A 23,809-nucleotide genomic window follows, 5' to 3' on the forward strand; every position below is an offset into this window, starting at 1 on the left:
TATGCGGACAGACAGGTGGTGCGACGGACGGTTGTCCGTCGCACCACCGAAAGGGGTGAACCGGCGTAACTTTCCCGCGCAAGTCGCGTTCTGTTGCGACAATGGGGCGTTCGGTCACGCTGAGTCAGGCTAGGGCCAGCTCCGAACGCGCCGCACGGCGCGCGGCAGCGTGCGCGGGGTCGAGCGTGGGCACCGCTGCCAGCAGCTGTTTCGTGTACGCGTCCTGCGGCGATCCGTAGACCTCGTCGACCGCGCCCTGTTCGACGATCCGGCCCTGTCGCATGACCGCCACGCGGTCGCTGACCTGCCGCACCACGGCCAGGTCGTGGGCGATGAAGACCAGTCCGATGCCGAGCTCGCGCTGGAGCTCGGCGAGGAGCGCGATCACCTGGGCCTGGGTCGTGACGTCGAGCGCGGAGACCGGCTCGTCGCACACGATCAGCTTCGGCTCGGCGGCGAGCACACGTGCGATGCCGATCCGCTGACGCTGCCCGCCGCTGAACTCGTGCGGATAGCGCTCGTAACGGCCGGCGTCGAGACCGACCCGCTCCAGCAGCCCGCTCACGCGGTCCCGGATCCGGGTCTCGTCGGTCTCGCCGGCGGCGCGGAGCGGGTCGGCCACGGACTCGCCGACGGAGCGCCGCGGATTGAGTGAGGCGACGGGGTCCTGGAAGACCATCTGGAGCTCGCGGCGGAACGGGCGCAGGGCCTTCTCCGGCAGCGAGCCGATCTCCCTGCCGCCGTACCGGAGCCTGGCCGTCGGGTCGTCCAGCCGCACGAGCATGCGGCCGAGCGTCGTCTTGCCGCTGCCGCTCTCCCCCACGATGCCGAGCGTCTCGCCCGCGTGGACGGTGAGCGAGACGTCGTCCACGGCGGTGACGCGGGAGGAACCCCGGCCGAACTCACGCCGCAGGCCGACGGCTTCGAGGAGCGGTCCGGCGCCCGGGGGCGCGGTCCTCGGGCCGGGGACGGAGCCCGAGGACCGCCCCGAGTCGACCCGCGGCACGGAGGCCAGGAGCTCGCGGGTGTACGGCTGCCGGGGAGCGCCCAGCACCTCGGCGACCGGCCCCCGCTCCACCGCCCGGCCGTGCTGCATGACCAGGACGTCGTCCACGCTCTCCGCGGCGACACCCACGTCGTGGGTGACCAGCAGCAGCGCCGTTCCGGTCTCGCGGCGCAGGTCGTGCAGCAGGTCCAGGATCTGCGCCTGCACGGTGACGTCGAGGGCGGTGGTCGGCTCGTCGGCCACGATCAGCCGTGGTTCGCAGGCCAGGGCCATCGCGATGAGCGCGCGCTGGCGCATCCCGCCGGAGAACTCGTGGGGCCGGGACCGGGCGCGGCGGGCCGCGTCCGGGATGCCGACCCGGTCCAGGACCTCCACGGCCCGGGCGCGGGCCGCCCGCCGGGAGACGCTGTTGTGCACCCGGTAGACCTCGGCGATCTGGTCGCCGACCGTGTAGTAGGGGTCGAGCGAGGAGAGCGGGTCCTGGAAGACCATCGCCGCCTTCGCACCGCGCAGGGCGCGCAGCTCCGCCTCGTCCGCGGCGCCCACGTCCGTACCGGCGACGCGGACGGTCCCGGTGACCCGGGCGCCCGTGCCCCGGTGCAGCCCGAGCAGCGCGGAGGCCGAGGCGCTCTTGCCCGAGCCGGACTCCCCGACGACACCGAGGGCGGCGCCGGCCTCCAGGGTGAAGGAGAGCCCGTCGACGGCGCGGACGGCACCGAAGTCGATGGTGAGGTCCTCGACCTGGACCAGTGGTGTTGTCATGACAGGGCCACCCGTCGGTCGGCCAGCGCGTACAGCATGTCCGCGACGGCATTGGCGAGCACCACGAAGAAGCCGGTCACCAGCACCATGCCGACGACCACGGGCAGGTCGACGACCTTGACGGCGTGGACGAGTTCGCGTCCGAGCCCCGGGATCCCGAAGAGGGACTCGGTCAGGACCGCACCGCCGAACATGCTGCCGAAGTCGAGGGCGCTGAGCGCGATCACGGGCGCGACCGCGCCGCGCAGCGCGTGGCGCCCGATGACGGCCCGCTCGCCGACGCCGTACGCGCGGAAGGTGCGTACGTGGTCCTCGGCGAGCGTCTCCAGCATGGAGCTCCTGGTCAGACGGGCGTACTTGGCGGACTCGATGAGGGCCAGGGACACCCAGGGCAGCAGCAGTCCCCAGGCCCACTGCTCCGGGTCCTCGGTGAAGGGCACGTAGGTGGGCGACGGCAGCCACTGCAGCGTGGAGCAGAAGATGATGATGAGGAGCAGGCCGATGACGAACACGGGGGTCGCCGTGCCGGCCAGGGTCAGCCAGGTCAGGAGCCGCTCGGTGATCCGTCCGCGCCGCCACACGGACAGCACACCGGTGCCGACGCCCAGCAGGATCCAGCAGACGAACGCCCCGACGACGAGCGAGCCGGTCACCGGCAGCTTGGTGAGGATCAGCTGCGTGACCTGCTGGTCGCTCTGGTACGAGACCCCGAGGCAGGGCGCGGAGCAGTGGTCCACCCCCGTGCCGGTGGAGAAGTCCCGCCCCGCGACGATGCCCTGGAGGAAGTGCCAGTACTGCGTGTACACGGGGTCGTCGAGCCGGAGCTGTTCGGTCACCTGGGCGACCTGGGCGGGCGAGCAGCGCGGACCGCACGCGATCTGGGCGACGTCGCCGGGGGCCACGTAGAAGACCGCGTACAGGATGACGGTCAGGGAGAGCAGCACGAAGACGGCTCCGCCGAGCCGTCGCAGCAGGAAACCGGTCACGACGCCTGCTCCTTCGTACGCTCCTCGCGGCCCGTGCCGACGCTCAGCCGGGACGCGGCCCTGGGGTCGAGCGCCGTGCGGACGCCCTCGCCGAGGACGGTCAGGGAGAGCACGGTGACGAAGAGCAGTCCGGCCGGCAGCAGGAGATAGGTGGGGGCCGACTGGTACCAGGTGTCGGCCTCGGTGAGCATCTGTCCCCAGGACGGTGTGGGCGGTTTGATGCCGACGCCGAGGAAGGACAGCGCCGCCTCGACGGTGATGTTGACGGGGAAGAGCAGCGCGGCGTAGGTGATGACGGGCGCGGCGAGCGAGGGCAGCAGTTCGCGCCGGGCGATGCTCCACCGTCCGCGTCCGCTGAGCCGGGCCGCCGAGACGAAGTCGAGGGTCTTCAGCGCGAGCGCCTGGGCGCGCACGATCTTCGACGTTCCCGCCCAGTTGATACCCCCGATGACCAGTGCGATCAGGACGGGCCTGGGGAAGGAGGGTGGTACGACGGCGAGCAGGCCCAGGGCGATGACCATGAGCGGCAGGGCGACGTTGATGTCGGTGATGCGGCTGAGGACCTGGTCGAGCCGGCGGTTGCCGAGGGCCGCGGCGAGTCCGACCACCACGCCGATGGTGACCTGGAGGACGGTCGCGGCGACGGCCACGCCCAGCGAGACCCTGGCACCGTGGACGACGCGGGCGAAGAGGTCCCGGCCGGTCTGCGGTTCGACGCCGAGCCAGTGGTCGGCGCCGATGCCGCCGAAGGAGCCGATGGGGACCCCGCCGGCGGCCGAGTCGACGAGCTCGGGGTGGAAGGTGTCGGGGTCCTGGCCGGCCAGTGCGGTGAGCAGGGGCGCGGCGAGCGCGGCCAGGAAGAGCAGGAGGACCACGGCCGCCGCGGCGGTGGCCGCGCGCTGTGCGCGCAGCCTCCGCCAGAACTGCCGGGCCCCCGAGGCGGGCGCGGCCAGTGGTGCCGCTCCCGCCTCCTGGACCAGAAGTGCTTCGGACATGGTTACTTGACCGCGGCCTGGGAGATGTCGAGAACGCCGGTCCAGTCGCTGATGACCACGTTCTTCACGTCCTGGCCGAAGAGCCGCTTGTAGACCGGGTGGAAGAGCGGCACCGTCAGCGCCTGCTCTCCGATCTTCTTGTCGAGCGCACCCCAGCGTGCGGCGGCGGCCTTCAGGTCGGTGAGCTTGTTGATCTCGTCGATCTCCTTGTTGACCGCGGCGTCGTTCAGGAAGGCCGTGTTGAAGTTGGCTCCGTCCTTCACGATCTGGCGGCCGTCGAAGATCGGCGCGAGGAACGGGCCGCCGGAGGGCCAGTCGGCACCCCAGTGCGCGAGGAAGAAGCCCGGCTCCTTGGACGCGCTGTGGACGGTGTCGGAGTAGTCGTTGCTCTCCAGGCCCTTGAGCTCGACGGTGATGCCGGCCTTCTTGAGGGCGGCCTGGAGCGCCGTGGCGATCTCCGGGCTGGTCTCGAAGTCCTTGTCGTTGGAGTGCGTGAGGGTGATCTTCAGGCCGTCGGGGTGACCAGCCTCCTTCAACAGCTCCTTGGCCTTCGCGGCGTTGCCCGTCTCGCCCGCCGGGAAGTGGTCGTAGGGCGTGTGGCCGAAGGACTTCTGGTTCGGCAGGTAGGTGGTGGCGGGCTCGGCGAGCGAGGAGCCGCCCGCGGCGTTGATCACGGAGGAGCGGTCGACGGCGTAGGAGATCGCCTGGCGCACCTTCGGGTCGTCGAAGGGCTTCACCTTGGGGTTGAAGGCGATGTAGTTCGTGTAGCCGAAGTGGCCGGTGCCGACGCGGGCGGCGAGCTTCTTGTCGCCGGATACCTTGGCGAGCTCGGCCGGGCCGAGGTTGGTGTCGGTGGTGACGGCGGCGGCGTCGACGCCCTGCGAGGCGGAGAGCCGCTGGTTGATGACGGCGGAGTCGAGACCGGAGCGTACGTCGATCTTGTCCGGGTAGGCCTTGCGCTCCTCGTCGGTGGCGGCCGACCAGTGCGGGTTGCGCTCCAGGACGAGCCGCTCGCCGTCGTTCTCGTTCAGGACGACCTTGTACGGTCCGGAGGAGACCGGGTGCTCCTCGTACTTGGTACCGGTGTCCTTGGCCTTGGGCACCGGGGTCGTCTGGGTCTGGGTGGCGAGGTACGGGAACTCGCCCTCGGGCTTGTTCAGGTGGAAGACGATGGTCCTGTCGTCCGGGACCTCGATGGAGTCGAGGCCCTTCTTGTCCTTGTACGGGCCCTGGTAGTCGGCGCCGCCGATCAGCCAGTCACGCAGGTAGGGCGCCCCGCCGGAGAGTTCGGCGGCGAACGACCGCTCGATGCCGTACTTGATGTCGGCACTGGTGATGGCCGTGCCGTCCTCGTACTTCAGCCCGTCCTTGAGGGTGTACGTCCAGACGGTGGCGTTCTTGCTGGGCGTTCCCAGGTCGGTGGCCAGATCGGGGACGACCTGGGCGCCCGCCTCGCCGTTCTCGCGGTTGCGCGTGGTGAGCGTGCGGAAGACCAGTGAGGGGACGTTGCCGCCGCCGGAGGTGTAGAGGCGCGCCGGGTCGAAGTCCTCCTGCGGGTTGCTGTTGAGGACCGTGAGCGTGCCGCCCTTCTGCGGCTTGCCCGAGGCTCCGGAGCCGGCTCCGTCGCTCCCGTCGTCGTTGCTCTGAGGGCCTGCGCAGGCCGCGAGGCCGGCGACCAGGGCGAGACTGACAGCGGCGGCGGTTGCCACACGGCGCGATATGACGGACGGCTGACTCATCGGAAGATGACCTCTCGGTGTACTGCGGCAGGGTGAGGAGACAGGTCCGCACGGGCGCAGCAGGTCCTGCCCGGTGGGGAGGGAAGGAACCGGAGAATTCGAACTGCCGCGCCTGCGGACGGAGTACGCCCGGGCGCGGCAGAAGAAGGGCCGAGGTGCCGGAGAAGGGCTCCTCAGGGGGTGGCCGACGCGCGCTCGAGCAGGCGTCAGCGACAGAGAATGTCGGCTACGCAGTGCCCGGCCACGCCGAGGAGCGCCAGCTCAAGGGCGGCGCTCTCGGAGGGATCGGGGCTGCGTGACATGCGGAGAAATATGGAGGACGCCCTCCCCCGATGTCAACGCACGATGAGACGACCGTCCCACGATACGGACGGCCCGGTCTCCTTCCCCCTCAACTTCCCGGGTGGACCCAGGGGTTGGGACGGCACTTGATGCCGTCCAGGTCCAGGGTCTTGGTCTGCTGCTGCATCACGGGCGCCAGGGCGCCGGGCGTGCGACAGCTCACATGGTTGTGCCCCAGCCGGTGGCCGACCTCGTGGTTGATGAGCATCTGACGGTAGGACAGCAGCTTGTCCGGCCCGAAGGTCGAGGCGCCCTGCGCCCAGCGGTAGGCGTTGATCATCACGCGGTCCGTCGCGGCCGAGTCGCAGGAGACGTTGTCCTCCGTCGTGTCCAGTCCCGACTTCTCGCACCAGTCCGCCGTCGTACCCGGACTCGCGAGGGTGATCACGAAGTCGGGATCGCCCGAGGAGATCCGCTCGAAGGTCATGGCGCCGTTGTGCGCCCAACTGCGGTCGTCGTTGAGCGTCTTCTGCACGGCCTCGGCGAACAGCCCGGAATCGAGCCCGAGCCCCTGTTCGACGTCGATCCGGTAGCGGTACTTCTGGCCCTTGCCGGGTGCCTTCGCCAGCCCCGGCACCGCGTCGAACTTCCCGGACGCCTTCAGATCCGCCGCCAGAGGAAAGGCGGTGGCCATCTTCTGCGCGTACGACAGGGGCTTGACCTCCTGCTTCCGCACCTGGGGAGCCGTCCGGTCCACCGACCGTGAGGCGTCGTCGGAGTCCTGCCGGTCGACGCCCGCGGACTCCCGGCCGTCCGTCGCGCCGCCCGGATCCTGTGCCACCTGCCCGGCCACCACGACCGCGAGCACCGTCGTCACGGCGGCGGCCGCGATCCCCGTGAACGTACGGCCCTTACCGCCCTTCGCCGTCGGGGCGGCGCCGCCGACCGGCTCGTCGGGCCCCTCGGGGACCCGGGTCGGCTCCTCGCGGACAACCGGCGCCGCAGGGCGTGAAGGCGTGGTGTCGAACGCCTCCAGGAACTCCCTGCGCGGTCCCGGTATCAGCGCACCGGTCTCCGGCCCGGCAGTGCGCCGGCCTCGGCCCGCTGCGCCGCCTGCTGTCGCGCCAGGGCTGCCTGCCCGGCCCGGAAGACTTCCTGCCGGGCGGGTCCCGTCGGCTCCCGCCCGCTGTCGGACCGCGGCTGCGGGCCGGTTCCCCAGCCACCGCCCGGCTCGCGCTGCTCGGGGTGCCCGCCGCGCACGTGCGGGGCGTCGCCGGACGGATCACGGCCGTCCCGCGGAGGCGGCGTGGCCGCGTCGCGCCCCCGTCCGCGTCGGCCCGTGCCGCGCTCCACGGCTGCGCCGTCAGGGATCCCGCTGTCGTGCCGGGTGGCCTCAGGGCCCTTTCGGCTGTGTCGTCCCACGCCCCGGATCAGCTCCCGCCGCGTTCGTCGAGCAGTTCCCGGAACGCCTGGGCGACCGCCTCCGGGTACTCCATCATCGCCACGTGCCCTGCGTCGGGCAGTGTCAGCAGGCGCGAGTCGCGGAAGGCCGCGGACGCCCTGCGTGCCATCCGGTACGAGACGAGCTGGTCCTTTCCGCCGTACACGAGCAGCGTCGGTGCGAGCACCCGCTCGGCCTGGCGCCACAGCCCGTGCTGTCCCCCCAGCGTGTAGGCATCCACGATGCCCCGTGCCGAGCGCGTCATGGCGTCCCAGAAGTACGGCAGTTCCAGTCGGCGCTCCATCTCGGCCACCGCGTGGCGGAAGGCTTCGTCGGAGATTCGTGCCGGATCGCCGTAACAGAGTGCCATGGCGCCACGGGTGCGCTGCTCCGCGGTCCACTCCCGTGTGAGCCGGACGAACAGGGAAGCGACGCCCGGGAGTGCGAGCAGGGCCGTCGGCACCGCGGGCCGCTGGACCCGGATCTCGGGCAGGGCCGGGGAGATCAGCGTCAGCGTGCGGACCAGATCGGGCCGTCCGGCCGCGACCCGGGTGGCGACGGCGCCGCCCAGGGAGTTGCCGAAGAGGTGGACGGGCCCACGCCCGCCCGCGTCCAGCAGCCGGATCACCGCCCGGGCGTGTCCGGTGACCGAGTAGTTGCCGTCGTCCGGCGGCGGGGAGTCCCCGAAGCCGGGCAGATCGACCGCCTCGCTGTCGAGCGTGTCCGCCAGCAGCGGCATCAGCGCCGACCAGTTCTGGGAGGAGCCGCCCAGCCCGTGCACGAAGAGAGCGCGAGCCGGCGAAGCGGTCTCCGCCGGGCGGGAACGGACGGTCAGGGTGAGACCCGGCAGTGCGACGGAGCGCAGCCCCTCCCCCTCCGCGACCCGGACGGCACTGACCGTGGGTGCCACCGCGGCAGCGGCGGCCTGGATTCCGGGCAGCTCGGTCGAAGACATGCGGCAATGTTACGAGATGATCACGCGGTGGTTCGTGTGTTCGCGGTCACAGGCCGCATAGCGCCCCCGGACGGTTGCTCCTAGGCTGCAAGAGAAGGGAAGGGAGCCATCATGACGGTCGACCCGAGCGACCCGGAGACCTTCGAGGATCCACAGCCGGACGCGCCGGACCCCGAGGCTCCGGAAGCCGACAGCGCCGAGCAGCAGGCCGCGGTCCGGCCGGAGCGGGACGAACCGCTCACCGGCATCGACCGCGGCACCGCGAACGAGGCCGACGCGGCGGAGCAGGCACGTGTCGTCGCACAGGATGAGGACGATTACCGGTAGAACAGACCGCTTTGCGGCATGGGCCGAGGTATCTGCGGCTTCCGCAGCCGTCCGGTCCGTGAAATTCTGCGTCCGCGCCGCGCGCACCCGGGTTACTCAAAAGTACGATGGCCCGACGGCACAGCGTGCACGGTGCGACTGTGTTCGAACACGATTTTGGGAGGCGGCGTGACAGCCATCGAGCAGACAGAGGCGGCGCGCCCGCGGGGCACCCGGCTGCCCCGCCGTGCCCGACGCAATCAGCTGCTGGGCGCCGCGCAGGAGGTCTTCGTCGCCCAGGGCTACCACGCCGCGGCGATGGACGACATCGCGGAGCGCGCGGGCGTCAGCAAGCCCGTGCTCTACCAGCACTTCCCCGGCAAGCTGGAGCTCTACCTCGCCCTGCTCGACCAGCACTGCGAGTCGCTGCTCCAGGCCGTCCGCACGGCGCTCGCCTCGACCACGGACAACAAGCTGCGCGTCGAGGCGACCATGGACGCCTACTTCGCCTACGTGGAGGACGAGGGCGGCGCCTTCCGTCTGGTCTTCGAGTCGGACCTGACCAACGAGCCGGCGGTCCGCGAGAGGGTCGACCGGGTCTCGCTGCAGTGCGCGGAGGCCATCTCCGACGTCATCGCCGGTGACACGGGTCTGTCCAAGGACGAATCGATGCTGCTCGCGGTCGGTCTCGGCGGTGTCTCCCAGGTCGTGGCCCGCTACTGGCTGTCCAGCCCGTCCGGCATCCCGCGCGACTCGGCCGTGCAGCTGCTGACGTCGCTCGCCTGGCGCGGCATCGCCGGGTTCCCGCTGCACGGCACCGATCAGCACTGATCCGCGCGTGAACCGCGGCAGGTGTTCGCTGCGGGCGTTGCCGGTCGACCCGTGGTCCGTCCCTTCACCGGGCTAATGTGTGCTGCGTACGGCGCGGCTCACCGCGCAGAGACGGACCGTCGGAGGGACATAGCCGTGGAGGTCAAGATCGGGGTGCAGCACACGCCCCGCGAGATCGTTCTGGAGAGCGGACTTTCCGCCGAAGAGGTCGAGAGCGCCGTCAGCGAGGCGCTCAACGGCAAGGCGCAGCTGCTCAGCCTCACGGACGACAAGGGCCGCAAGGTCCTGGTGCCGGCCGACCGGATCGCCTACGTGGAGATCGGCGAGCCCAGCACCCGGCGGGTCGGATTCGGCGCGCTGTAACCCGCGCGACGCGGCAGAACGAGGTGGAGGCCCGGCGGAATCGTCCGCCGGGCCTCCACCTCTTCTCCTCCGGATCCGTTCCCGCTCTCCCCACCGTGGGGTTCACGGGAGCGGAGGAGGGTTGTATTCCGCGGGGCACGGGTAGGACGGCCTAGGACCGACCGACCGCCACGCCATCAAAGCGAGGTGACCCCTCTGTGCTCTGGGAATCCGTCAGCTCCGTCGTGCTCGGGCTCGCCCTGTCCTGGGCCGCGCTCCACTACCTGCCCGGCCGTCTCCCGTCCTCCCGCGTCGTCTTCGTCACGGGTGCCCTGGGAGCCCTGTTCGGCGCCTATCTGACCCACTCGACGCTCGGCTCCGGACATGTACTGGCGACGCCCACGGGTGCCGTGCTGGTCGGAGCGGTGACCCTGTCCCTGCTGATCCGCCCGCGCGGCAGCCGACCGGTGCGATCAGCGGCGGCACAGTAGGCGCGCCGCCGGGAGGCGCCGATCGGCCGGCGCCCGGCGGGACTGTCAGGCCGCGAGTCCGAGGGCGGCCATCCGCTTGGTGTGGGCCTCGGTGATCCGGGAGAACATCCTGCCGACCTCGGCCAGGTCGAACCCGTCCGCCACGCCGCCCACGAGCATCGTGGAGAGGGCGTCGCGGTCCGCCACCACGCGCTGGGCCTGCGAGAGCGCCTCGCCCATCAGCCTGCGCGCCCACAGGGCGAGCCTGCCACCGACTCTGGGATCGGCCTCGATGGCCGCCCGTACCTTCTCCACGGCGAAGTTGCCGTGACCCGTGTCGTCGAGCACGGAGATGACGAGGGAGCGGGTGTCGGAGTCGAGGCGCGCGGCGATCTCCCGGTAGAAGTCGCTGGCGATCGAGTCGCCGACGTACGCCTTGACCAGGCCCTCCAGCCAGTCCGAGGGGGCCGTCTGGCGGTGGAAGTCGTCCAGCGCCTTGGCGAACGGCTCCATGGCCGCCGTCGGAGCTTCCTCGATGGCTGTGAGCCGGTCGGTGATCTGCTCGAAATGGTGGAATTCGGCGGACGCCATCCTCGCCAGTGCCGCCTTGTCGCCGAGTGTCGGCGCGAGTTTGGCGTCCTCCGCGAGCCGCTCGAAGGCCGCGAGTTCCCCGTAGGCGAGCGCGCCGAGCAGATCCACGACCGCGGCGCGGTACTGCGGGTCGGCGGACGCGGTGGCCCAGTCCTGGGCGGCGATTCCGGTCGGTACGGGTGCTTCGTCCGGGGCTTCAGTGGCGTTGTCAGACGTCTCCATGAAGCGCAGAATAGCCCGAGCCGCCGATGGCGTAAGGGCCTGCCCAGCGGGACACATCACACCGTTCCGATGAATTCGCCCAACACGTATGCGCCGATCCGGGGTACAGTGGTATTGCGCTTGCTGAGCATTTCTTGTGCCATGAGCGCGACCTTGAATGAGGATGCCCGGTCGGTGGCCCGATCGGCTCCGACCCGACAGCCCTCCACGCGGGGCGTACACCACGTACGACCGCAGATGAGGGGCCCCCTCAGCGGCACGAACGCTCGAGCGACGGCAGTGGTCCCGCGCCACCCGGCCCATCCACGGCCGGATGACCAACCCCGGCACGGTACGACCCCCAGCGTTCGCCTTCGGGCCGCGTCTCACAGAAGAGGCAGCACCCTGACTACGTTCCGCGACCTCGGAATCCTCACCGAGACGGCCGAAGCCCTCGAGGCGGTCGGCATCACGTCCCCCTTCCCCATCCAGGAGATGACGCTCCCCGTCGCGCTCTCCGGCTCCGACGTCATCGGCCAGGCCAAGACCGGCACCGGAAAGACGCTCGGCTTCGGCCTGCCGATCCTCGAGCGCGTGACCGTCCCCGCCGACGTCGAGGCGGGCCGGGCCGCGCCCGAGAAGCTGACCGACGCGCCGCAGGCGCTCATCGTCGTCCCCACCCGCGAGCTGTGCCAGCAGGTCACCAACGACCTGCTGACCGCCGGCAAGGCCCGTAACGTCCGCGTCCTCGCGATCTACGGCGGCCGGGCGTACGAGCCCCAGGTCGAGGCCCTCAAGAAGGGCGTCGACGTGGTCGTCGGCACCCCGGGCCGACTGCTCGACCTGGCGGGCCAGCGCAAGCTCGACCTCTCGCACATCCGCGTCCTCGTCCTGGACGAGGCCGACGAGATGCTCGACCTGGGCTTCCTGCCCGATGTCGAGCGCATCATCACCATGCTGCCGCCGAAGCGCCAGACCATGCTGTTCTCGGCCACCATGCCCGGCGCGGTCATCAGCCTGGCGCGCCGGTACATGTCGCAGCCGACGCACATCAACGCCACCTCGCCCGACGACGAGGGCACGACCGTCAAGAACACGGCGCAGTACGTCTACCGCGCCCACAACATGGACAAGCCGGAGATGGTCTCCCGCATCCTCCAGGCGGAGGGCCGCGGGCTCGCGATGATCTTCTGCCGCACGAAGCGGACGGCCGCCGACATCGCGGAGCAGCTGGAGAAGCGCGGCTTCGCGTCCGGCGCGGTCCACGGCGACCTCGGCCAGGGCGCCCGTGAGCAGGCGCTGCGCGCCTTCCGCAACGGCAAGGTCGACGTCCTCGTCTGCACCGACGTCGCCGCGCGCGGCATCGATGTCGAGGGTGTGACCCATGTCATCAACTACCAGTCGCCGGAGGACGAGAAGACCTACCTCCACCGCATCGGCCGCACCGGCCGCGCGGGCGCCAAGGGCACCGCGATCACGCTGGTCGACTGGGACGACATCCCGCGCTGGCAGCTGATCAACAAGGCCCTGGACCTGAAGTTCCCGGACCCGCCCGAGACGTACTCCACATCCCCGCACCTGTACGAGGAGCTCGGCATTCCGGCGGGCACCAAGGGTGTGCTGCCGCGTGCGGAGCGGACCCGCGCGGGTCTGCGTGCGGAGGAGATCGAGGACCTCGGCGAGACCGGCGGCCGCGGCCGCAAGTCCGCCCCCGCCGCCCCGGCCCCCCGCGAGGAGCGCGCGCCGCGCACGCCCCGCCAGCGGCGTCGCACCCGCGGCGGCAGCACCCTCGACGAGAGCGCGGTCACCGTGCCCGCGCCCGCCGAAGGACCGACCGATGAGGACACGCCGGAGGCGCGCACCCCGCGCCGCCGTCGCCGCACCCGCGCCGCCGCACCCGAAGCCGTGGCGGAGGCCGCGGTGACCGTGGTGGAGACCCCGGCCGCCGAGGCCGAGCCCGCGCCCGCGCCCGCGGCGGAGTCCGCCGCGGAGGCGAAGCCGCGCCGTCGCCGTACGCGTACCGCTGCCGCGAAGCCGGCCGTCGCGCAGGCCCCGGCAGCCGAGCCCGTGGTCGACTTCCAGACCGTGGCCGTCGCCGCGCAGACCGCGGAGCCCGTGGCCACCAAGCCGCGCCGCCGGACCCGTGTGGTGAAGCCGGCCGACGAGGTCGACTTCCAGATCGCCCCGGTCTCCGAGCCCGCGCCGCAGACCAGGGCGCGCCGCAGCACCCGGTCCGCGGCGAAGCCGAAGGCCGAGGCGGTCGCCGCCACAACCACCGTCGAGGACGCGGCGGAGACCAAGCCGCGCCGTCGCCGGCCGCGTGCCGCCGCGGAGAAGGCGGAGACCGCCGTGGTGACCGTGACGGCGGACGGCGAGGCGGCTCCCGCGAAGCCGCGCCGTCGCCGTTCCCGCGCGGCGGCCGCCGCCGAGACGGCCGAAGGCTGATCCTCGGGCCGCAGTCACCTCGTACGGCCCCGGTTCCCGCACTGCGGGGGCCGGGGCCGTACGTCTGCCCGGGCACGTCCGGCCCCCCGGGGATACGCTCGGCCCCATGAGCCGGCCGCCCACTTTCACCCCGCCCCCCTGCGCCCGTGCCCGCGTACTGCGTACCGAGCGCGGGGACTTCGCCGTGCTGGACGCCGCGCCGGCTGACGGCGCGCACTCCACCGCCCTTCTGCTGCCCGGGTACACCGGCAGCAAGGAGGACTTCGTCGCGATGCTCGAACCCCTCGCCGAGGCCGGGTTCCGCGTGCTGTCCGTCGACGGCCGCGGGCAGTACGAGACCGACGGGGCGGGCCGCCAGGAGAGCTACGCGCAGGAGGAGTTGGCCCGTGACGTGCTGGCGCAGGCCGCGGCGGTCGACGGTGACGCGGCGCCCGGCGGAATCCATCTGCTGGGGCATTCCCTGGGCGGGCAGATCGCCCGCGCGGCGGTGCTGCGGGACGCCGCGCCCTTCCGCTCGCTGACCCTGATGTCGTCCGGTCCCGCCGAGATCGACCCCGCCCAGCAGAAGAAGGCACGCCTGCTCAGCGACGCGCTCGGCCGCTGGACCATGGCCGAGGTGTGGCGGATGATGCGCGCGATGGACCCGCCCGAGGACGCGGACACGGGGGACGGCGAGGACCTGCGCCGCCGCTGGATGCGCCACGACCCGGCCCAGCTCATCGCCACCGGTGCGCAGTTGTCGTCCGAGCCGGACCGGGTGGCCGAGCTCGCCGCGCTGGCCCTTCCCGTGCACGTGGTCTCGGGCGAGCGGGACGACGTCTGGCCGGTGCCCCTGCTGGACGGCATGGCGGAGCGGCTGGGCGCCCGGCGCACCGTGATCGAGGGCGCCGAGCACTCCCCCAACACGGCCCGGCCGGTGGAGACCGCGGCAGCCCTGGTCTCGTTCTGGAACGGCGTCTGACGTTCCCCCCGGCACGGGCCGCCGGAACGGCGTCCGGCGTTCCCCCTGGCAGGCCCTGGGGCCTCGTCGTCAGTACTGCGCCTGCAGGTGCTGCCAGAACCCGTCGCGCAGCGCCCGGCGCAGATGGGCGTGGCCGCGCAGCGAGTGCTGGAGGAGGCGTTCGGCCTCGACGAGCAGGTCCTGGTCGACGGAGCCGGGGAGGTACGGGTGCCCGGGCAGCAGGTCGGCGAGGGCCTCCCTGCCGCGTGAGGAGAGCCAGCCGGCTGCGATCTGCGCACCGACGAAGCGGACGTCCTCGCGTGCGGGGGCGGGGCTGTCGTCCTCGTACATGGTGACGGAGCGCCTGGTCACGTACGGACGGCAGAAGTCGAGGTCGAAGGTGCGCTGGCTGTCGACCTCCCACAGCAGCGGCTCGGCCTGGTTGCGGCCCTCTCCCGCCTCGATGCCCCAGAGGTGCACACGGGCGCCGTAGCCCTGGGCCGCTTCGACGGCGGAGACCAGGTCCTCGTCACCGCCGACGAGCGCGGCGTCGCTGATGGCGCGGTGCCGGGCGAGCGATTCGAGGTCGGTGCGGATGAGTGAGTCGACGCCCTTCTGCTGGTTGTTGGCGTTGAGGTTGCCGAGCCTGACCTTGACGTCGGGGAGTTCGGCGATGGACTGCTGCTCGACGGTGTGGATCCGGCGTCTGGCCCCGTCGTACCAGTACACGCGCAGCAGCCGGCTGTCGGCGAAGATCGTGCGGGCCTTGTCGATGAAGGCCTCGATCAGCCCTTCGGCGTCCAGGTCGAAGGACCGGCGGTCCTCCGTGCCGGTCACGAGCAGCCCGGCCGCCGCGTAGACGTAGCCCGCGTCCACGAAGATCGCGTGGGTGGAGGGGGTCTTCGACACCTCGGCGAGCACCCGCAGGAGCAGCTCGTTGGTGCGGTCCAGCTGCTCACGGATCCCGGATCCTTCGTCCGGCCCCGCGTCCGCGTGACTCATGCGGACCTCATTGTCCGCGCATGGCTGATTACCGACGGGTACTTAGACATCCAAAAAATTTCCTTAGCGTAGGGAATGTTTGCGCTGGGCAAGCCGTTGTACCCCTTGTGGAGCGCGAGGCGCAGGCGTCTTGCGCTCCCATCCTTGCGGACGGCCAGACCGTCCTCCCAGTAGTTCTCCAGCAGGAGGATCAGACGAAGGGAAGCCATATGCGCTTCGAGATCATGCGACTCGACGACGTCGACGGTACCGCCGTGGACAGCACCGTCGTGGACGCCGCCTCCGTCAACCGGATCGTGCAGCAGGCCGCGGCAATGGGCCAGCGCATCTACATCCGGCCGGCCGACACGTCGGCTTCGTAACACCTTGCATCGCTTCGTGTCGCTGATTTCGAGCGGATGACGAGCTGAAGACGAGGCGCCCCCGCACGGAAGACCCGTGCGGGGGCGCTGTGGTGTCCGGACCCCCGGGTCTCAGGAGTTCTGGATGACCTGGGTGACGCCGTTGATGATCTGCTGCACCGCGATGGCCGAGAGCATCATCCCGGCGAGCCGGGTCACCAGGACCACGCCGCCGTCCTTGATCACGCGGATGATCAGCAGCGAGTACCTCATGGTCACCCAGAGCACGAGGTGCATGGCGACGATCGCCGACCAGACCGAGATCTGGCCGGAGGTGCCGTCGGCGTTCTGCACCGCGAGGATCACCGAGACGATCGCGCCGGGGCCGGCGAGCAGCGGCATGCCGAGCGGCACGAGCGCCACGTTGACGTCCTTGGTCTGCGTCGGCTCGTCCGTCTTGCCGGTCAGCAGATCCAGCGCGATGAGCAGCAGGAGGAGACCTCCCGCGATCATCAGCGCGGGTACGGAGACGTGCAGGTAGTCCAGGATCTGCTGGCCGAGCAGACCGAAGACGGCGATCACGCCGAAGGCGACCGCCACGGCCTGCAGGGCCATCCTGCGCTGCACCTTGGCGGGGCGGCCCGCGGTGAGGGCCAGGAAGATCGGGGTGATTCCGGGCGGATCCATAATCACAAAAAGGGTGAGAAAAAGGGATCCGAAGACAGCGATGTCGAACACGGTGAGCCTTGCGAGAGGAGAGGGGCCGAACAGGAGGATGCGTGTGCCGGCACACCACGGGGACACCCGGGCACACGGTGACGCGACAGGAAAAAGGAGGGGCGGGCCCCGTTACGCGGGGAGCGGTCCGCCGGCGCCCGGCACGGGGAACGCCCCCGTGGCGCGCCGGGTGATCTCGCCGTAGATCTCGGGGTCGGTGGTGTACTCCCCGAGGCGGACGGTCTTGCGGCTGCCGTGGTAGTCGCTGGACCCGGTGGTCAGCAGCCCCAGATCGGCGGCGAGCCCACGCAGCCGGGCCCTCGTGGACTCGTCGTGGTCCATGTGGTCGACCTCGATGCCGTCCAGGCCCGCCTCGGCGAGTCGGGCGATCACGGCTTCGGGGACCACTGCCCCTCGCTTGACGGCGAGCGGGTGGGCGAAGACGGTGACGCCGCCCGCGGCCTTGACCAGCCGGACCGCGTCGAAGGGGTCGAGTTCGTGCTTGCCGGCGTACGCGCGCCCGCCGTTGCCGAGCCAGGCCGAGGTGAATGCGTCGGAGACCGAGTCGACGACCCCCAGCTCCACGAGCGCGGTCGCGACGTGCGGGCGGCCGACGGACCCGTTCCCGGCGATCCGGGCGACCTGCTCCCAGGTGATCGGGACGCCCAGCTCCTGGAGCCTGAGCACCATGGCCTGCGCCCGGGGAACCCGGTCGTCCCGCACGAGCTCGCGCTCCCGGGCCAGTTCGGGCTCGGCCGGGTCGAAGAGGTAGGCCAGCATGTGCAGGCTGACACCGTCGACCTGGCAGGAGAGCTCGGCGCCCGTGACGAGGGTGAGGCCTTCGGGCAGGGCGGCAGCGGCTTCCGCGTGACCGCCGACCGTGTCGTGATCGGTCAGGGCGACGACGTCCAGGCCCGCCGCGGCGGCGTTGGCCACCAGCTCGGCGGGGGTGTCCGTGCCGTCGGAAGCGGTGGAGTGGGTGTGCAGATCGATGCGCACGACGCGTACTCCAGTGCTGGCGGACGGACAGGGGACGCTCAAGGATAACCGCCGGGCGCCACCCTTCCGGCCCTCCGTCCCCGCGGCGCAGGCCAGGTCAGGGCGGTGTGATCAGGCGGGGGGTGAGCGCTCCGCACGGCAGGAGGTCCACCTCGCCGCCGGCGTCGCGCAGATCGGTCAGCACCAGCTCGTCGTACATCAGGAGACCGGACTGCTCGGGCCAGACGATCGCCCAGAGCCACAGCCCACGCGCCTCGCCCGCGAAGACGGCCCGGTCCGCGGGCGCGTCCTTGACGTGCCAGAGCGCGGTGGGACGTCCCGCCGCGAGGACCTTGGCGTCCGGTGCCGCGTCGACACGCAGGCCGGAGCCGGGATCGGGACCGTCGATGCCGGCGTACCGCGCGCCGAGACCGACCCCCAGTTCCTCGGCGACGAGCAGCAGTTCGGCCATCCCCCCGAGCGGCCCCGGGCCTGAGCAGGCGACGACGGTGGCCCGGCCGCCGCTGCGGTCGTCACCCGCGTACGCCGCGCCCGTGAAGAGCCAGCCCACCGGGAGCGGCCAGGGCATCCACACCGGCACCCGGGCCCGGTGCACCACCACACCCAGCGCCTCGACGCTGGGTGGGACCACCGGCTGCATCGGGTGCACCTGACCGTGCGTGGAGCACTGCCAGGCATCGGCGAAGAGGCCGGGCGCCCTGACCCGGCCACCGCACTTCGGGCAACTGGGTTCGCCCCTCATAACGCTTAACGGTCCTCTTCGGTCGTCGCCTCGTCAAGGACGATCACCCGCCCACAGTCCGGTGTCGGCCCCGACAAGTAAATGCATCTCACACTCATCAGGGCGTCCAACTCATTCTGTGAGGAGCGGAGGAGCTGGAGCCGCGCCACGCCACGGAGGACGGCGTCACCGTCCTCGTCGGCCGACCCGGCCGTCCCGGACCTCGCCCGCGGCTCTCCCCTCACCGCGCGGCGGGGCCTGCCGTATCCGGTGCGTCAGTCCAGCGGCACGGACGCGCGCAGCGGGTCGCGCAGGTCCGTGCCCTGCGCGAGCCAGCGCTCCTGGAGCTCCTGCGCACCCCTGACCCGCTTCCAGGCGGCCTCGTTGTGCGTCATGGGAAGCAGGGGGAGGAAGCACACCGGGTCCATGGGGGCGTCCAGTTCCAGGTCCTCGACGAGCCCGCCCGGCTCGGCGACCAGGACGGAGCTGAAGGGGGCCCCCGTCCACAGCGGCTGCCCCAGGTCCAGCGACGCCCCGGGGGCCACGATCAGGCCCTCGACCTGCGGGGAGGCCGCCAGCACCGCGAGGGGCCGCAGCACCTGGTCTGTGTCGGCGAGCCCCAGCCTCACGGACAGGACCAGTTCGGCGCGCGGGCCCTTGACGGGGTCGGCGAGGGGCGAGGTCGGGTCGGCCATCGGCTGGGCGGACATGCCGAGCGTCGCGTAGCGCACGACGTCGCCGTCGATGAAGCGGAGCACCTCGATGCGGTCCGTGCCGAGGAAGGTCACATCCGCGCGGGCGTCCGGCTCCCCCAGAGCCGTGCGGAGCCGGGTTTCGACCAGATCAAGAATTTCTCCCATGCAGCGAGCATAGAACGCGTCCGGAACGGGCAAAGGAAGGGATTGACTCCTCACGTGGCTGATAGCCTGAGGCGTCGGTCGGGACAGCACGCAGAAGCGTCGCTCTCAGTCCTGACACCACGTGATCCCCCACGGGGGACCGGCCGGAGGAGGTGGGGCTGCGGTGGATCCGAGTCGACCGCGCAGTACCAACCGCCCTTCCGCGCGACGCCTTCCTTCTGTGATCTGACACCCTTCCCGGACGTCAGCACGGCAGTTCGCGCAGCGGAAGAGCCCCTCGTTTTTGCCTGTCTGTAGCGAACGCCGTCATCGTGCTCCCGCGGTGCCGCCCGCTTTGCGGACGTGAGCGCACGTCCCCATTCCGGGCTGTTCCACGTGCCCGCCGACGGCCCTCCGTGAAGAGGAGCCAGCCATGTCGATGATCCGTGACCTGCGCGCCGCCGTGCGCCCGTCCCTGCGCAAGAGCAACACCCCGTACAACAGCTACGACGCGACCCGTGACCCCTCCGCCTCCAGCGCCGTCGTCGACTGCGCCGTCTACCGGGACGGACGCCGCGTCACCGAGGTCTCCTGCCTGACGCCGCGCGAGGCGATGCTGCGCGTACGGGAGGAGGGCGGCTTCGCCTGGATCGGTCTGCACGAGCCGACCGAGGAGGAGTTCGCCGGTATCGCCCGGGAGTTCGGCCTCCACCCGCTCGCGGTGGAGGACGCGGTCCACGCCCACCAGCGGCCGAAGCTGGAGCGGTACGACGACACGCTGTTCACCGTCTTCAAGACGATCCACTACGTGGAGCACGCCGAACTGACCGCGACCAGCGAGGTCGTCGAGACCGGTGAGGTGATGTGCTTCACCGGCCGGGACTTCGTGATCACCGTCCGGCACGGCGGGCAGGGCTCACTGCGCGCCCTGCGCCACCGTCTCCAGGAGGACCCGGAGCTGCTCGCCAAGGGGCCGTCCGCGGTGCTGCACTCCATCGCGGACCACGTGGTCGACGGCTACATCGCGGTGGCGGCCTCGGTCCAGGACGACATCGACGAGGTCGAGATCGACGTGTTCTCCACCCCGGCGAAGGGTGGTACGCGCGGTTCGGACGCGGGCCGCATCTACCAGCTGAAGCGCGAGGTGCTGGAGTTCAAGCGCGCCGTGTCGCCGCTGCTGCGGCCGATGCAGCTGCTGAGCGAGCGCCCCATGCGGCTGATCGACCCCGACATCCAGAAGTACTTCCGCGACGTGGCCGACCACCTCGCCCGGGTGCACGAGGAGGTCATCGGTTTCGACGAGCTGCTCAACTCGATCCTCCAGGCCAACCTGGCGCAGGCCACCGTCACGCAGAACGAGGACATGCGCAAGATCACCTCCTGGGCGGCGATCATCGCCGTGCCGACGATGATCTGCGGGGTCTACGGCATGAACTTCAAGCACATGCCCGAACTTCGGTGGACGTACGGCTATCCGATGGTGCTGGCCCTCATCGGCGTCGTCTGCTTCTCCATCCACCGCACCCTCAAGCGCAACGGCTGGCTCTAATAGAGTTCGGGCATGACTGCTGCTGACGTGTTGCTTGCCCGGGCTCTCGTCGAGGAGGCCACCAAGAAGTCCGGCCTGATCTGGGTGCGAGGCAGCGGCCCCTCCCGTGCGCTGTGGCACGTGTGGCACGAGGGTGCGGCCCTGCTCGTGGGGGACGGCCCCGGCGAGCAGCCGCTCCCCGCCGGGCTGGACGAGGGCGCCGCCGCCGAGGTGACCGTGCGCAGCAAGGACAAGGGCGGCAGGCTCGTGGCCTGGACGGCCGCCGTCACCGTGCTGGAGCCGCGTTCCGAGGAGTGGGAGGCGGCGGTCGCCGAGCTCAAGGGCAAGCGGCTGAACGCCCCGGACGCGGAGCAGCTGACGGAGCGCTGGGCCCGTGAGTGCCGGGTCGTACGGCTGACGCCCGGCGCGTCGAGCACCGACCTTCCCGACGGCTCACTGGCGGTCGCACCCCTGCCCACCGGGGCGACCACACGGCGGACGGCCCCCGCCGCGCTCCCCCGGCTGCTGCTGAAGCGCCGCGGAAGGCGCTGACGCCGTCCCGCCGGACGGCGTGAGGAGCCGGCCGGCCGTCAGCCGGAGGACTTGGGCAGCTCGCCGCCGTAGTCGACCGTGTCGTCCTCGGTCGGCGCCTCCAGCTCGAAGGCATGGCCCCAGTCGGCGAGGGAGACCGTCCCGCCTCCCCCGCCACGGGCGACACGCAGTGGATACGGGGTGCCCTTCAGGGAGATGTCCAGGGCTCCGCCCTCACCCTTTCCGCCCATGATCTGCACGGTACGGACTCCGCCGACCGTGCCCCGGTCGCCCTTGTTGACCTTTCCGTGCAGCGTGAGCATCCCGTCGAGGAGCGTGTCCTTCTCCGTGAAGCCGCGCAGCTGCTGATAGGTCGGGTCGTCCTCGGGAACCTTGACGTACTTGCCTTCGAGCTTGTCGGCGGCCTGCTCGCTCCCGTCGTCGCCCTGCTCGTTCTTCCAGAAGCCCGCGTCGGCCTTGAGGAAGAGTTCGTCGCCGATGCGCAGCAGCTCGAAGGTGTTCTGCTTCGAGGTGACAGACCCCGTGCCGCCCTTGCCGCTGAGCTGCATGTTCAGGGTGTACGTCCCGCCCTTGCTGACCAGTTTGCCCGTCAGCCGCACGGCTTCCGCGGCATCGGCGGCGGCCCGCGCCTTCTTGTCGATCTGTTCTGCCGTCAGCTTGCCGACGCCGTTGGTCCCCTTGTCCGGGTCCTCTCCGGCGCAGGCCGTGAGCGCGACGGTCAGCCCCGCGCAGAGCACCACGGCGAAAGCGGTCCGGCGACGGGCCCGGACGGCCGGGGCGGATGAGGTCACGGGCGCACTGCCTCTCATCTGTGTGTCGGGGTTGGCAGACCGCAGCGTACCCGTGCCGCGTACGCCGTTCGGCAGAGCTCCGTACGGACGGTCCGCCAGGGCGGCACGGACCGGTACGGGCTAGCCTGATCACTGCGAAGGAGCACGTGAGGGACGGAGGGAGGCGCACAGGATGGCTGCAGGCACTCCCAGGGTTTTCGTCTCGCACCTCGCCGGCGTACCGGTGTTCGACCCCAACGGCGACCAGGTGGGCCGGGTCCGTGACCTGGTGGCGATGCTCAGGGTCGGCGGCAAGCCGCCACGGCTGCTCGGCATGGTCGTCGAGGTCGTCAGCAGGCGGCGCATCTTCGTGCCGATGACCCGGGTGACGGGGGTCGAGTCGGGGCAGGTCATCACCACCGGTGTGGTCAACATGCGGCGCTTCGAGCAGCGCCCGACCGAGCGACTCGTCCTCGGCGAGTTCCTCGACCGGCGGGTGCGTCTCGTGGAGACGGACGAGGAGGTGACCGTCCTCGACGTCGCCATCCAGCAGCTCCCGGCCCGCCGCGACTGGGAGATCGACAAGTTCTTCGTGCGCAAGGGCCGAGGCGGAGCCCTTCGCCGCAAGGGCGAGACGCTGACCGTGGAATGGTCGGCGATCAGCGGCTTCTCGCTGGAGGAGCACGGTCAGGGCGCCGAGAACCTGGTGGCGACCTTCGAACGGCTGCGCCCCACCGATGTCGCCAACGCTCTGCACCACCTGACGCCCAAACGCCGGGCCGAGGTCGCCGCGGCCCTCGACGACGACCGTCTCGCGGACGTCCTGGAGGAGCTCCCGGGTGACGACCAGGTGGAGATCCTCGGCAAGCTGGCGGAGGACCGCGCCGCGGACGTCCTGGAGGCGATGGACCCGGACGACGCGGCCGACCTGCTCTCGGAGCTGCCCGAGGCCGACAAGGAGCGGCTGCTGGCCCTGATGCGGCCGGACGACGCCGCCGACGTACGGCGCCTGCTGTCGTACGAGGAGCGGACCGCGGGCGGGCTGATGACGACCGAGCCGATCATCCTGCGGCCCGACGCCACCGTCGCCGACGCGCTGGCCAGGGTCCGTCAGCAGGACCTCTCGCCCGCGCTGGCCGCGCAGGTGTACGTGTGCCGGTCGCCGGACGAGACGCCGACCGGCAAGTACCTGGGTACCGTGCACTTCCAGCGGCTGCTGCGGGATCCGCCGTTCACCCTGGTCAGCTCGATCGTCGACAGCGATCTCGTGCCGCTGACTCCGGAGACCCCCCTGCCGGCCGTGACCAGCTATCTGGCCGCGTACAACCTGGTCTCGGTGCCCGTGGTGGACGAGAGCGGGTCGCTGCTGGGCGCTGTGACCGTCGACGACGTGCTCGACCACCTGCTGCCCGAGGACTGGCGCGAGACGGACTTCCAGGGCGAGGAGGGGATCGCCGGTGGCCGCTGAGGACCGTTCGAGGGCCGTGGCGACGGGTGCGTCGGGCATCGTGCGCCCGCCGCGGCCCCGGCTCGACCTGCCCAAGGCGCCGAGGCGACGGCTGCTGCCCGAGTACGACCCCGAGGCGTTCGGCCGCTTCTCCGAACGTATCGCCCGGTTCCTGGGCACCGGACGGTTCATCGTCTGGATGACGCTGATCATCATCGTCTGGGTGGTGTGGAACATCTTCGCACCGGAGCAGCTGCGGTTCGACGAGTACCCCTTCATCTTCCTGACCCTGATGCTCTCCCTCCAGGCCTCCTACGCCGCCCCGCTGATCCTCCTCGCGCAGAACAGGCAGGACGACCGCGACCGGGTGACCCACGAGCAGGACCGCAAGCAGAACGAGCGCTCGATCGCGGACACCGAGTTCCTCAGCCGGGAGATCGCCGCGCTGCGGATGGGCCTCGGTGAGGTCGCCACCCGGGACTGGATCCGCTCGGAGCTGGAGGCCATGGTGAAGGATCTGGAGGAGCGCCGGCTCTTCTCCCAGGCCGAGAGTGACGAAGGCGACCGGGGAGGGGCTACCCGCCCGTAGGCACCCGCGCCG

The 23,809-nt window shown here is 71.2% G+C and carries 24 protein-coding genes and 1 pseudogene; 11 read left to right on the top strand and 14 right to left on the bottom strand.

Translation table 11 applies throughout. The features are described from left to right. Positions 1-124: 124 nt before the first annotated feature. The 7 genes and pseudogenes from P8A20_RS12285 to P8A20_RS12310 form a co-directional block, all read right to left on the bottom strand. Positions 125-1,768 (bottom strand): dipeptide ABC transporter ATP-binding protein, encoded by a 1,644-nt coding sequence (locus P8A20_RS12285; RefSeq protein ID WP_306103512.1) that lies wholly within the window; start codon positions 1,766-1,768, stop codon positions 125-127. Next, the gene (locus P8A20_RS12290; protein ID WP_147959385.1) at positions 1,765-2,754 is read right to left on the bottom strand and encodes an ABC transporter permease; all 990 of its coding nucleotides are present in this window, start codon (positions 2,752-2,754) and stop codon (positions 1,765-1,767) included. The genes P8A20_RS12285 and P8A20_RS12290 overlap by 4 nt, the downstream gene beginning before the upstream one ends. Then, entirely contained in the window at positions 2,751-3,749 is a 999-nt protein-coding gene (locus P8A20_RS12295) for an ABC transporter permease (RefSeq protein ID WP_306103513.1), read from the bottom strand. Before P8A20_RS12295 ends, P8A20_RS12290 begins: the two co-directional genes overlap by 4 nt. Positions 3,750-3,751: 2 nt before the next feature. Then, positions 3,752-5,488: an ABC transporter substrate-binding protein gene (locus P8A20_RS12300; protein ID WP_306103514.1), complete on the bottom strand. Its 1,737-nt coding sequence runs from the start codon at positions 5,486-5,488 to the stop codon at positions 3,752-3,754. Between the two features lie 206 nt (positions 5,489-5,694). After that, positions 5,695-5,790: an Ms4533A family Cys-rich leader peptide gene (locus P8A20_RS38700; protein WP_315985969.1), complete on the bottom strand. Its 96-nt coding sequence runs from the start codon at positions 5,788-5,790 to the stop codon at positions 5,695-5,697. Positions 5,791-5,879: 89 nt separating this feature from the next. Continuing rightward, positions 5,880-7,192: pseudogene (locus P8A20_RS12305) on the bottom strand (DUF3152 domain-containing protein). 8 nt (positions 7,193-7,200) lie between these two features. After that, positions 7,201-8,166, bottom strand: a complete 966-nt coding sequence (locus P8A20_RS12310) for an alpha/beta fold hydrolase (RefSeq protein ID WP_306103515.1) — start codon at positions 8,164-8,166, stop codon at positions 7,201-7,203. Positions 8,167-8,277: 111 nt separating this feature from the next. Here P8A20_RS12310 and P8A20_RS12315 point away from each other — a divergent pair, with 111 nt between their 5' ends. From P8A20_RS12315 to P8A20_RS12330, 4 genes are all read left to right on the top strand, one after another. Then, the gene (locus P8A20_RS12315) at positions 8,278-8,493 is read left to right on the top strand and encodes an Rv3202a family protein (protein WP_147959381.1); all 216 of its coding nucleotides are present in this window, start codon (positions 8,278-8,280) and stop codon (positions 8,491-8,493) included. 168 nt (positions 8,494-8,661) lie between these two features. Beyond that, complete coding sequence (locus P8A20_RS12320; RefSeq protein WP_147959380.1) at positions 8,662-9,303, top strand: TetR/AcrR family transcriptional regulator; 642 nt, start codon at positions 8,662-8,664, stop codon at positions 9,301-9,303. A gap of 135 nt (positions 9,304-9,438) precedes the next feature. Further along, the gene (locus P8A20_RS12325) at positions 9,439-9,666 is read left to right on the top strand and encodes a DUF3107 domain-containing protein (protein WP_187282138.1); all 228 of its coding nucleotides are present in this window, start codon (positions 9,439-9,441) and stop codon (positions 9,664-9,666) included. 197 nt (positions 9,667-9,863) lie between these two features. Beyond that, positions 9,864-10,136, top strand: a complete 273-nt coding sequence (locus P8A20_RS12330; RefSeq protein WP_014154218.1) for a hypothetical protein — start codon at positions 9,864-9,866, stop codon at positions 10,134-10,136. Positions 10,137-10,181: 45 nt separating this feature from the next. Here P8A20_RS12330 and P8A20_RS12335 read toward each other — a convergent pair whose 3' ends face one another. Beyond that, positions 10,182-10,928, bottom strand: a complete 747-nt coding sequence (locus P8A20_RS12335) for a ferritin-like fold-containing protein (protein WP_147959378.1) — start codon at positions 10,926-10,928, stop codon at positions 10,182-10,184. Between the two features lie 474 nt (positions 10,929-11,402). Here P8A20_RS12335 and P8A20_RS12340 point away from each other — a divergent pair, with 474 nt between their 5' ends. Continuing rightward, positions 11,403-13,352, top strand: coding sequence for a DEAD/DEAH box helicase (locus P8A20_RS12340; protein ID WP_306103516.1), 1,950 nt, complete (start codon positions 11,403-11,405; stop codon positions 13,350-13,352). A gap of 106 nt (positions 13,353-13,458) precedes the next feature. After that, positions 13,459-14,313 (top strand): alpha/beta fold hydrolase, encoded by an 855-nt coding sequence (locus P8A20_RS12345; RefSeq protein ID WP_306103517.1) that lies wholly within the window; start codon positions 13,459-13,461, stop codon positions 14,311-14,313. A 69-nt stretch (positions 14,314-14,382) separates the two neighbouring features. On the opposite strand, the gene P8A20_RS12350 is transcribed toward P8A20_RS12345, so the two are convergent. Continuing rightward, a complete protein-coding gene (locus tag P8A20_RS12350) occupies positions 14,383-15,294 on the bottom strand; it encodes an NYN domain-containing protein (protein ID WP_147959376.1) in 912 nt (303 codons plus the stop codon). Between the two features lie 209 nt (positions 15,295-15,503). On the opposite strand from P8A20_RS12350, the gene P8A20_RS12355 reads away from it, so the two are divergent. Then, positions 15,504-15,656 (top strand): DUF8834 family protein, encoded by a 153-nt coding sequence (locus P8A20_RS12355; RefSeq protein ID WP_014154223.1) that lies wholly within the window; start codon positions 15,504-15,506, stop codon positions 15,654-15,656. A gap of 111 nt (positions 15,657-15,767) precedes the next feature. On the opposite strand, the gene P8A20_RS12360 is transcribed toward P8A20_RS12355, so the two are convergent. From P8A20_RS12360 to P8A20_RS12375, 4 genes are all read right to left on the bottom strand, one after another. After that, positions 15,768-16,373 carry a MarC family protein gene (locus P8A20_RS12360; protein WP_147959375.1) on the bottom strand — a complete coding sequence of 202 codons (606 nt, stop codon included), beginning with the start codon at positions 16,371-16,373 and terminating at the stop codon, positions 15,768-15,770. A gap of 111 nt (positions 16,374-16,484) precedes the next feature. After that, complete coding sequence (locus tag P8A20_RS12365; RefSeq protein ID WP_147959374.1) at positions 16,485-17,351, bottom strand: PHP domain-containing protein; 867 nt, start codon at positions 17,349-17,351, stop codon at positions 16,485-16,487. 97 nt (positions 17,352-17,448) lie between these two features. Then, complete coding sequence (locus P8A20_RS12370; protein WP_147959373.1) at positions 17,449-18,093, bottom strand: DUF6758 family protein; 645 nt, start codon at positions 18,091-18,093, stop codon at positions 17,449-17,451. A 254-nt stretch (positions 18,094-18,347) separates the two neighbouring features. Further along, positions 18,348-18,932: a suppressor of fused domain protein gene (locus P8A20_RS12375; RefSeq protein WP_147959372.1), complete on the bottom strand. Its 585-nt coding sequence runs from the start codon at positions 18,930-18,932 to the stop codon at positions 18,348-18,350. Between the two features lie 412 nt (positions 18,933-19,344). Between P8A20_RS12375 and P8A20_RS12380 the strand changes: the two genes are divergently transcribed. Together P8A20_RS12380 and P8A20_RS12385 are read left to right on the top strand one after the other, a co-directional pair. Continuing rightward, a complete protein-coding gene (locus tag P8A20_RS12380; protein WP_147959371.1) occupies positions 19,345-20,460 on the top strand; it encodes a magnesium and cobalt transport protein CorA in 1,116 nt (371 codons plus the stop codon). Between the two features lie 12 nt (positions 20,461-20,472). Then, positions 20,473-20,991 carry a hypothetical protein gene (locus P8A20_RS12385; RefSeq protein ID WP_147959370.1) on the top strand — a complete coding sequence of 173 codons (519 nt, stop codon included), beginning with the start codon at positions 20,473-20,475 and terminating at the stop codon, positions 20,989-20,991. Between the two features lie 38 nt (positions 20,992-21,029). On the opposite strand, the gene P8A20_RS12390 is transcribed toward P8A20_RS12385, so the two are convergent. Further along, on the bottom strand, positions 21,030-21,782 hold the full coding sequence (locus tag P8A20_RS12390) for a hypothetical protein (RefSeq protein WP_147959369.1): 753 nt from the start codon (positions 21,780-21,782) through the stop codon (positions 21,030-21,032). A 172-nt stretch (positions 21,783-21,954) separates the two neighbouring features. Between P8A20_RS12390 and P8A20_RS12395 the strand changes: the two genes are divergently transcribed. Together P8A20_RS12395 and P8A20_RS12400 are read left to right on the top strand one after the other, a co-directional pair. Beyond that, complete coding sequence (locus P8A20_RS12395; RefSeq protein WP_147959368.1) at positions 21,955-23,229, top strand: magnesium transporter MgtE N-terminal domain-containing protein; 1,275 nt, start codon at positions 21,955-21,957, stop codon at positions 23,227-23,229. Next, positions 23,219-23,797, top strand: coding sequence for a DUF1003 domain-containing protein (locus tag P8A20_RS12400; RefSeq protein ID WP_147959367.1), 579 nt, complete (start codon positions 23,219-23,221; stop codon positions 23,795-23,797). Before P8A20_RS12395 ends, P8A20_RS12400 begins: the two co-directional genes overlap by 11 nt. Positions 23,798-23,809: the final 12 nt, after the last annotated feature.

It is taken from the genome of Streptomyces sp. Alt3, assembly GCF_030719215.1.
Taxonomy (GTDB): domain Bacteria; phylum Actinomycetota; class Actinomycetes; order Streptomycetales; family Streptomycetaceae; genus Streptomyces; species Streptomyces glycanivorans.

Coding starts and splice junctions, on each gene's coding strand:
- P8A20_RS12340 (WP_306103516.1), top strand. CDS start 11,403: ATGACGCTCCCCGTCGCGCTCTCCGGCTCCGACGTCATCGGCCAGGCC.
- P8A20_RS12285 (WP_306103512.1), bottom strand. CDS start 1,768: ATGACAACACCACTGGTCCAGGTCGAGGACCTCACCATCGACTTCGGT.
- P8A20_RS12350 (WP_147959376.1), bottom strand. CDS start 15,294: ATGAGTCACGCGGACGCGGGGCCGGACGAAGGATCCGGGATCCGTGAG.
- P8A20_RS12335 (WP_147959378.1), bottom strand. CDS start 10,928: ATGGAGACGTCTGACAACGCCACTGAAGCCCCGGACGAAGCACCCGTA.
- P8A20_RS12315 (WP_147959381.1), top strand. CDS start 8,278: ATGACGGTCGACCCGAGCGACCCGGAGACCTTCGAGGATCCACAGCCG.
- P8A20_RS12395 (WP_147959368.1), top strand. CDS start 21,955: ATGGCTGCAGGCACTCCCAGGGTTTTCGTCTCGCACCTCGCCGGCGTA.
- P8A20_RS12345 (WP_306103517.1), top strand. CDS start 13,459: ATGAGCCGGCCGCCCACTTTCACCCCGCCCCCCTGCGCCCGTGCCCGC.
- P8A20_RS12370 (WP_147959373.1), bottom strand. CDS start 18,093: ATGAGGGGCGAACCCAGTTGCCCGAAGTGCGGTGGCCGGGTCAGGGCG.
- P8A20_RS38700 (WP_315985969.1), bottom strand. CDS start 5,790: ATGTCACGCAGCCCCGATCCCTCCGAGAGCGCCGCCCTTGAGCTGGCG.
- P8A20_RS12300 (WP_306103514.1), bottom strand. CDS start 5,488: ATGAGTCAGCCGTCCGTCATATCGCGCCGTGTGGCAACCGCCGCCGCT.
- P8A20_RS12355 (WP_014154223.1), top strand. CDS start 15,504: ATGCGCTTCGAGATCATGCGACTCGACGACGTCGACGGTACCGCCGTG.
- P8A20_RS12375 (WP_147959372.1), bottom strand. CDS start 18,932: ATGGGAGAAATTCTTGATCTGGTCGAAACCCGGCTCCGCACGGCTCTG.
- P8A20_RS12310 (WP_306103515.1), bottom strand. CDS start 8,166: ATGTCTTCGACCGAGCTGCCCGGAATCCAGGCCGCCGCTGCCGCGGTG.
- P8A20_RS12295 (WP_306103513.1), bottom strand. CDS start 3,749: ATGTCCGAAGCACTTCTGGTCCAGGAGGCGGGAGCGGCACCACTGGCC.
- P8A20_RS12380 (WP_147959371.1), top strand. CDS start 19,345: ATGTCGATGATCCGTGACCTGCGCGCCGCCGTGCGCCCGTCCCTGCGC.
- P8A20_RS12385 (WP_147959370.1), top strand. CDS start 20,473: ATGACTGCTGCTGACGTGTTGCTTGCCCGGGCTCTCGTCGAGGAGGCC.